The 5,766-nt window shown below is 57.9% G+C and carries 9 protein-coding genes and 1 pseudogene; 5 read left to right on the plus strand and 5 right to left on the minus strand.

The features are described from left to right. The first annotated feature begins 132 nt into the window (after positions 1 to 132). Entirely contained in the window at positions 133 to 408 is a 276-nt protein-coding gene (locus J2I46_RS32375; protein WP_207333263.1) for a hypothetical protein, read from the plus strand. A 36-nt stretch (positions 409 to 444) separates the two neighbouring features. Here the strand turns inward: J2I46_RS32375 and J2I46_RS32380 are convergent, their stop codons facing one another. Beyond that, positions 445 to 939, minus strand: a complete 495-nt coding sequence (locus J2I46_RS32380) for a hypothetical protein (protein ID WP_207333264.1) — start codon at positions 937 to 939, stop codon at positions 445 to 447. Between the two features lie 186 nt (positions 940 to 1,125). On the opposite strand from J2I46_RS32380, the gene J2I46_RS32385 reads away from it, so the two are divergent. Next, positions 1,126 to 1,620, plus strand: coding sequence for a hypothetical protein (locus tag J2I46_RS32385; RefSeq protein ID WP_207333265.1), 495 nt, complete (start codon positions 1,126 to 1,128; stop codon positions 1,618 to 1,620). 510 nt (positions 1,621 to 2,130) lie between these two features. On the opposite strand, the gene J2I46_RS32390 is transcribed toward J2I46_RS32385, so the two are convergent. Then, on the minus strand, positions 2,131 to 2,532 hold the full coding sequence (locus J2I46_RS32390) for a response regulator (RefSeq protein ID WP_207333266.1): 402 nt from the start codon (positions 2,530 to 2,532) through the stop codon (positions 2,131 to 2,133). A 780-nt stretch (positions 2,533 to 3,312) separates the two neighbouring features. Between J2I46_RS32390 and J2I46_RS33640 the strand changes: the two are divergent. Both J2I46_RS33640 and J2I46_RS33115 read left to right on the plus strand, forming a co-directional pair. Beyond that, a pseudogene (locus J2I46_RS33640) lies at positions 3,313 to 3,579 on the plus strand (RNA polymerase sigma factor); the annotation flags it as partial. Between the two features lie 71 nt (positions 3,580 to 3,650). After that, the gene (locus J2I46_RS33115; RefSeq protein ID WP_229380060.1) at positions 3,651 to 3,875 is read left to right on the plus strand and encodes a sigma factor-like helix-turn-helix DNA-binding protein; all 225 of its coding nucleotides are present in this window, start codon (positions 3,651 to 3,653) and stop codon (positions 3,873 to 3,875) included. Between the two features lie 76 nt (positions 3,876 to 3,951). Here J2I46_RS33115 and J2I46_RS32400 read toward each other — a convergent pair whose 3' ends face one another. Beyond that, positions 3,952 to 4,500, minus strand: coding sequence for a hypothetical protein (locus J2I46_RS32400; protein ID WP_207333268.1), 549 nt, complete (start codon positions 4,498 to 4,500; stop codon positions 3,952 to 3,954). Between the two features lie 164 nt (positions 4,501 to 4,664). On the opposite strand from J2I46_RS32400, the gene J2I46_RS32405 reads away from it, so the two are divergent. After that, positions 4,665 to 5,015 carry a hypothetical protein gene (locus tag J2I46_RS32405; RefSeq protein ID WP_207333269.1) on the plus strand — a complete coding sequence of 117 codons (351 nt, stop codon included), beginning with the start codon at positions 4,665 to 4,667 and terminating at the stop codon, positions 5,013 to 5,015. A gap of 20 nt (positions 5,016 to 5,035) precedes the next feature. Here J2I46_RS32405 and J2I46_RS32410 read toward each other — a convergent pair whose 3' ends face one another. Both J2I46_RS32410 and J2I46_RS32415 read right to left on the minus strand, forming a co-directional pair. Then, a complete protein-coding gene (locus J2I46_RS32410; protein ID WP_207333270.1) occupies positions 5,036 to 5,359 on the minus strand; it encodes a sigma-70 RNA polymerase sigma factor region 4 domain-containing protein in 324 nt (107 codons plus the stop codon). 4 nt (positions 5,360 to 5,363) lie between these two features. Next, on the minus strand, positions 5,364 to 5,579 hold the full coding sequence (locus tag J2I46_RS32415; protein WP_207333271.1) for an RNA polymerase sigma factor: 216 nt from the start codon (positions 5,577 to 5,579) through the stop codon (positions 5,364 to 5,366). Positions 5,580 to 5,766: the final 187 nt, after the last annotated feature.

Genomic DNA, 5,766 nt, shown 5'->3' on the forward strand with positions numbered 1-5,766 from the left:
GAAGGGGCCGGACCACCTGTTTCGTCCCTGCCCCTGGTCGCTGCCGGGCTGGCCCACAGGCCCGCCCCCGGCAGGACCACCGAAGCCCCCTGTCAACTGACTCTTTTTTAACCCTGATTCCCTTGCTTACCCATGTCCCAATCCGATTCTCCCCGTACTTTTTCCCAGGCCCTGTCGGCCCTCTCGGCCCAGCACGGCCACAGCCAGTTTGTCCACGCCAGCCTGGAGCCCGCCACCGGCCAGGTAGTGATCCAGCGCAGCCCCGGGGTGCTCTCCCCGGCCATGCAGATCCTCTACCAGGGGTGTCTTTTCGCCCGGGATACCTACCGGGAAGAGGAGCCCGAGCATGATCCCTTTGCCGATGAGCCCGAGGAGGACTACGGGGATGATCCCTATGACGGGGACTGAGCCAATGCGCTCTAGCCCCAAAACGGCCCAAAGCCATCAATCGCCTTTAAAGCGCTTGCGCACCCGCCAGCCAAACCAGCTGCCCACCAGCATTGCCGGGAGCAGTCCGCCCGTAAAGAGCCAGAAAAATGGTTTATAGATATAGTCCTCAAAGGGTTCGTCCGCCGTCCCCAGGTGGCCCAGGCCTTCCTGGAAAAAGCCCGTCCAGCCACTTAGCAGCGAGGTGGTCAGCAAGACGGCCAGCCCCCAGCCGCCCCCAACCAGCAGCCAGCTGCGCCTGCTCAGCAGGATCTGTCGGCCCGCCAGCCGCCCGTAGCCGTAGCCGCCCAGCAGCTGGATCAGGCCCCCGATTCCCAGGTTCAGCCAGTAGCCAAAGCGGGCCAGCTGCGAGCCCAGGGCCACGCCATCGGCGGCCAGCAGGCTCCCCACTAGCACCAGGGCCAGCAGCAGGCCGATACCGGCGGCTAGCAGGCCTTGCTGGCCACCGATGCGGGTTGCCCTTTGGTGCTCTTGGGTCGCTTCTCTTCTCATGGGCGGTGCTCCTGGTGCAGTAAAGCCAGTAGGGCTGGCCTTTTACGCAGCCTGGGCCACCGTGCCTGCGGCTGGTTGCCCATTTTTCCCGTTCAGGTCACTACCCTCACGCTGTGAGAGTAGTGACCTGTTGGCCGTTTTAGTGACCCCGTAGCTTTACCCTAGTCTTGATTCAGCCTCGCTTTGATGTCCTCCTCCGCTTCCTGTCGTAATCTGTCGCTGCCGGTCACACCCCTGGTCAAACGCATCATCCTGGCCTCCACCAAAGGAGAGGCCCTGTTTGTTTCCCGCGAGCAGCGCAAGCCCTTCAATCCCTATTCGGCGTATCTGTTTGCCCTGCTTCAGCGCGAGCGGCGCTCGGCCGATGGCCAGGCGGTATCCGATGGAGCCCTCACCGAAACGCTCGCCATCCAGATCCCCGAGTGGCAGATGCGCGCGGGATGTATTGAGAGTATTACCCCGGCGCGGGCGGTGGCCTTCAACACCTTTGTGACCAATTCGTTTCGCCAGCGCCTGCGGGAGGAGATTGAGCTGCGGCTGGAAACCACCCGGTTTCTTAAAGACGCCGCCGAGCGGGCCCTGGCCCGCTGGGGCATCGATGAGGATACCTATCCCCTGAGCGCGGCCATCCGCCACTACACCCGTCACCGGACAGAGGCCGCCGGGGAGGCACTCGACTGAGGCGTCCTGAGTCTGTAGTTGCGTTTGTTGTCGTAGCAGTAGCATTTGTTGTCGTAGCAGTAGCGTTTGTTGTCGTAGCAGTAGCGTTTGTTGTCGTAGCAGTAGCATTTGTTGTAGTAGCAGTAGCGTTTGTTGCCAAAGTTGCGTGTAAGGCAAAGAGGACCGCTCCCTTGGGGCAGTCCTCTTTTTTTGGCTCACCTAGAGCGGTCGTCGGGAGGGCCCGCCCGACGGGCCGCATCAGGCCACTGTAGCTCCGCCTGAAGCTCCATCCAGTAAACAAAATCAGCGGTGGGCAGACAGTAAACACAGATTGATCCGGGCATCGTCGGCATCCAAACCGCACCAGCGGCGGCAGTCCTTGATGTGGCCAATGATCCGCCGCAGGCGCTCAAGTTCGGGATAGGGCGGGTTCCACATGGGAGGTCAATAGAACGGGGTGGGTATCATGCTGATCTGAAAAGGACAGGCCCCTGGCTGATTACCCCGCTGGGCGGGATTCCCCTGGGCCGCTCAGTCCAGCAAACCAAAGTCGGCAACTAGCCGCCGCAGCAGGGTCTCGAAGATGGCCATGTCACCCGACTTGGTGCAAAACTCATTGGCCCCTAGCTTCAGGGCTAGGGCCTTATCTTCCTGATTGGCCGAATTGGTCAGCATGATCACCGGCAATTGCGTGCCCGTCAGGTGCATCCTGGTCGCCAGCAGTGTATCAAAACCGTTGAAGCCGGGCATGTTCAGATCCAGCAGTACCAGGCGGGGCACCAGCTCGGTCTGGGTCAGGTGATTCACAAACGCCTCGCCGCTGTAGAAGCTCACCAGCCGCACGCCCGGGAAGAGGTGGGCCAGCGCGGCTCGGATCAAAAAATGCTCATCTTCATCGTCGTCAATCACCCATAACTGGCGGGATTGTTTCATGGCTGTTCATGGTAGCGCATCGGTTAGTCTGCGCGTGGACTTACAAATATAAAAACACTTAAGTATTAACATACTTAAATTGCGTAAAATTAATTAAGTAATCCAAAACGCTACGCGTAATTGGGAGCGCCTGCCCTCTGGCGGCTGAAGCTGGGCCATCAGCCGGGCGGCAGGCGAGGGTGGTCAACAAAAAAGCAGACTGGCAACGCCGGTCTGCTTTCTCCTTTATCCACACCATTTGGAACCAAGTGGCCCCAATTGATGCCCTAAAGCTACGACGCCCGGCTATTCTTGCAAGGCAGCGTGGGCCGCTTCACTCAAATGGACCGCTTTCTTGCGTGTTATTTAAGTGAAGAGGCCGTGGAGGTGTTTGTGCCAGGGCAGAAGGCTCGGCCACTTGGCTCGACCAGCGTAGCGAGCGCTTTCTCAGGGAAGTAGTAATACGGACACCCGCCAGGCCAACATGGACACGCAAGTATCTATTGATCACTGATAATTGGGCAGTACTCATCCCCTGTTTAGTGATATCAGAAAAAATATCCTACGGTTATCTTCTATGTATCAGTCAGTTAAGCTAAGTATACAGGCGGTAACATGGATACTTATGGTATCAAATTAACAAATGATCATCATAACAGTACTATTACCAATTCCGAATAGCTGATGGAGTAAAGACCATTCGCGGGTCAGCTCTGGACGCTTACAGCCTCATCGGATTCATTTTCTCTATCCACCTGCCTGGCTGGTCTTTTGAGGCGGTCAGGTAGTATCCAGTTTGGTATGCATAGTACGCCAACCGATGAGGCCCTGGTTGCGGATTTTCTAGTGACCAGGCATGAACGCCCCTTTACCCTTCTCTACAAACGCTACTGCCGAAAGGTGTACCGATCCTGTTTGCGTTTGCTGGGAGATCCCCACCAGGCCCAGGACCAGGCCCAGGAGATCTTCATCAAGGTTTACGCCCGGCTGGATACCTTCCAGGGGAAGGCCAAATTTTCGACCTGGCTCTTTACGATCACCCGTTACCACTGTTTAGCGCTGCTGGCCAAGCAGCGGCCAACTCGACTGGTCACCCTGAGTCCAGACATGGAGTTCTGGAAGAGAGCGACGAGTCTGCCTTGGAGGAGCGCTGGGAACAGCTCGAGTGCGCCCTGGAACAACTCCTTACCGCTGACAGGGACCTGCTGCGGGAGAAGTACCTGGCGCAGAAAGATCTGGCCACCCTGGCCCGTGAGGCGCACCTGACGCTGAGTGCTGTCAAGATGCGCCTGAAGCGCGCCCGGGACAAGGTGAAGGCGTCCTTGCCTGCTGATCAGCGCCCCGGGCAGTCTCAAAGCGGGTAGTCCCTTCGGTCCCTCCAAGTGCGGGTAAGGGCTCGTTCTGGCCAAGACCGGCTAGGTTGGTCAGCAGGGCAGTGCTCTACTGCCCTTTCTTCCTTCGGCCCCGGGGCTTTCCCATGTAGGGGGCCTTGGGTTGCTGGGCATCAGCCGCCTTCTCTTCCCTAAGCGCTAAAGCGTAGGCGCTTTGGCCCTCATACGTAAAGGGACTTACGCTGAAGCTGTATTTGGTAGCCCCAAAGTCCAGGCCGTTGTTTCTGAGCAGGGGTCCCAGCTCAATGAAGCGGCTCTTGGCGCCCTGACTCATCGTAAAGGTCTCCGGCTCGCCTGGCTCGGCCGGAATCAGATACAGCGTCTTGATGCGGCGTTTGCCCGCGTCGGTTCCCACCAGAAAGGCGCTGTGGGCCAGGCCCAGCTGCTCAAGGGTGGACAGGGGCAGGGTCAGCTTGCCGCTGGAGGAGATATAGCCCCGCAGCTGGGGGCTCTTTTCGTTGGTTTTTACTGGCCCGTCCGGAGCGTTATCCTGGGGCGTGAAAAAGTGAATCGCTGACTGGGTCATATCCTTAAAATCAATGCGTGTTTGCCCGGGGGCACTGGCGGGCAAAGTACGTTCACCTGGCCCACCTTTCATAGACCAAGTCGGTTTTCGTCGACTTTGTTTACCAGCTGCCCCTATCCTGAGCCGTAGACCTATTGATCAAGAAGCTATCGAGGGGGTGACTGAGAAATCGGTTGGCCGTCCTAAAGTAGCTACTAATGACCCGGTAAAACTGCCCGGCTTTACGAGTTCTCAGCATGGAGCTTACCCCCGATCGCATTAATCAATTAGCTATTCTTTTCTTTCAGCGCGCCGTCCTGCTGCTGGTGGAGGGTGAGGAGTACGCTGAGCACCAGCATCTGCTGGATATTATTCCCCTGCACCACCAGATCGCTTTTCTGGAGCTACTGGGGGCGGGCACCGGGCTTAGAGACTGCTTTGGGGAACTGGATGCTTTTCTAATCTGGCAAGACAGGACGATTCCCCTGCTTCGGCAGCAGGGTATTCTCCTCTCGACGGTCTCTCAGCAAATCACCATGTATCTGCTTGATAAGCAGCTTAAAGTTGGCTGGCCCCTGGCTGCTTTACCTGAGTCGGCCAGCCCTTAGCCTTGCCCCTAAAGCCTAGCTCAATTCAGGGCCAAGCCGCCCCGTTTGTAGAGCAGCCGGGCCTGATCGTGGGGCCGCTTCAAACGCATCTTGATGGCACTCTGGCTAAGGCAGGAGTTAGTGGCCAGCTGCTCGATCGATTGATTGCCCATGTAGCGCCGCTGGAGCAACTGCTGCTCGCCCGGGGGCAGGCGGCTAAGGGTGGCCAGGGCCTGATTCCACCGCTCCTCCAGGCTGGAATCATCCTGTATAGCGTAATAATCAGTGGCACTTGCCCTCTCCAGGGGGAGGAACCGGCTTTTTTTTAGCCGATCGCGGCCGAGAATGATGTCGGGTCGGCACAAATGGTCAGGTAGCGAAACTGGACTGGCTCCGGAACGTATGCAGCCGGGTAAATACCTTGCCAAAGATTTCCTGGACCTGGTCCCGGGCCTCTTCTTCTTTCATAAAGCGGAAGCAGGAGGCGTATACTTTACGGTAATAGCGCTGGTAAAGCTGAGTAAATAGCCGCTCATCCCTGGTCGCAATAAACTGGGCAACTAGCCGCGCATCGGAGTGGTGCATAGTATTGGGGTCTACCGCCTTTAGCCGGGGGCTGGTAGGAGTAGTATGGGGTGAATCAAAGGCGGGCTACTCTACCCGGGCACTTACGCCGATAGACTAACCTACAGGCCTCACCCTGCAATCGGCGTACCAACTTTAGAAGCCATTAGTTCATGGTCACACGGGTAGTTGCCCTGCTGGTGAATGG

It is taken from the genome of Fibrella forsythiae (genome assembly GCF_017353175.1).
Lineage (GTDB): Bacteria > Bacteroidota > Bacteroidia > Cytophagales > Spirosomataceae > Fibrella > Fibrella forsythiae.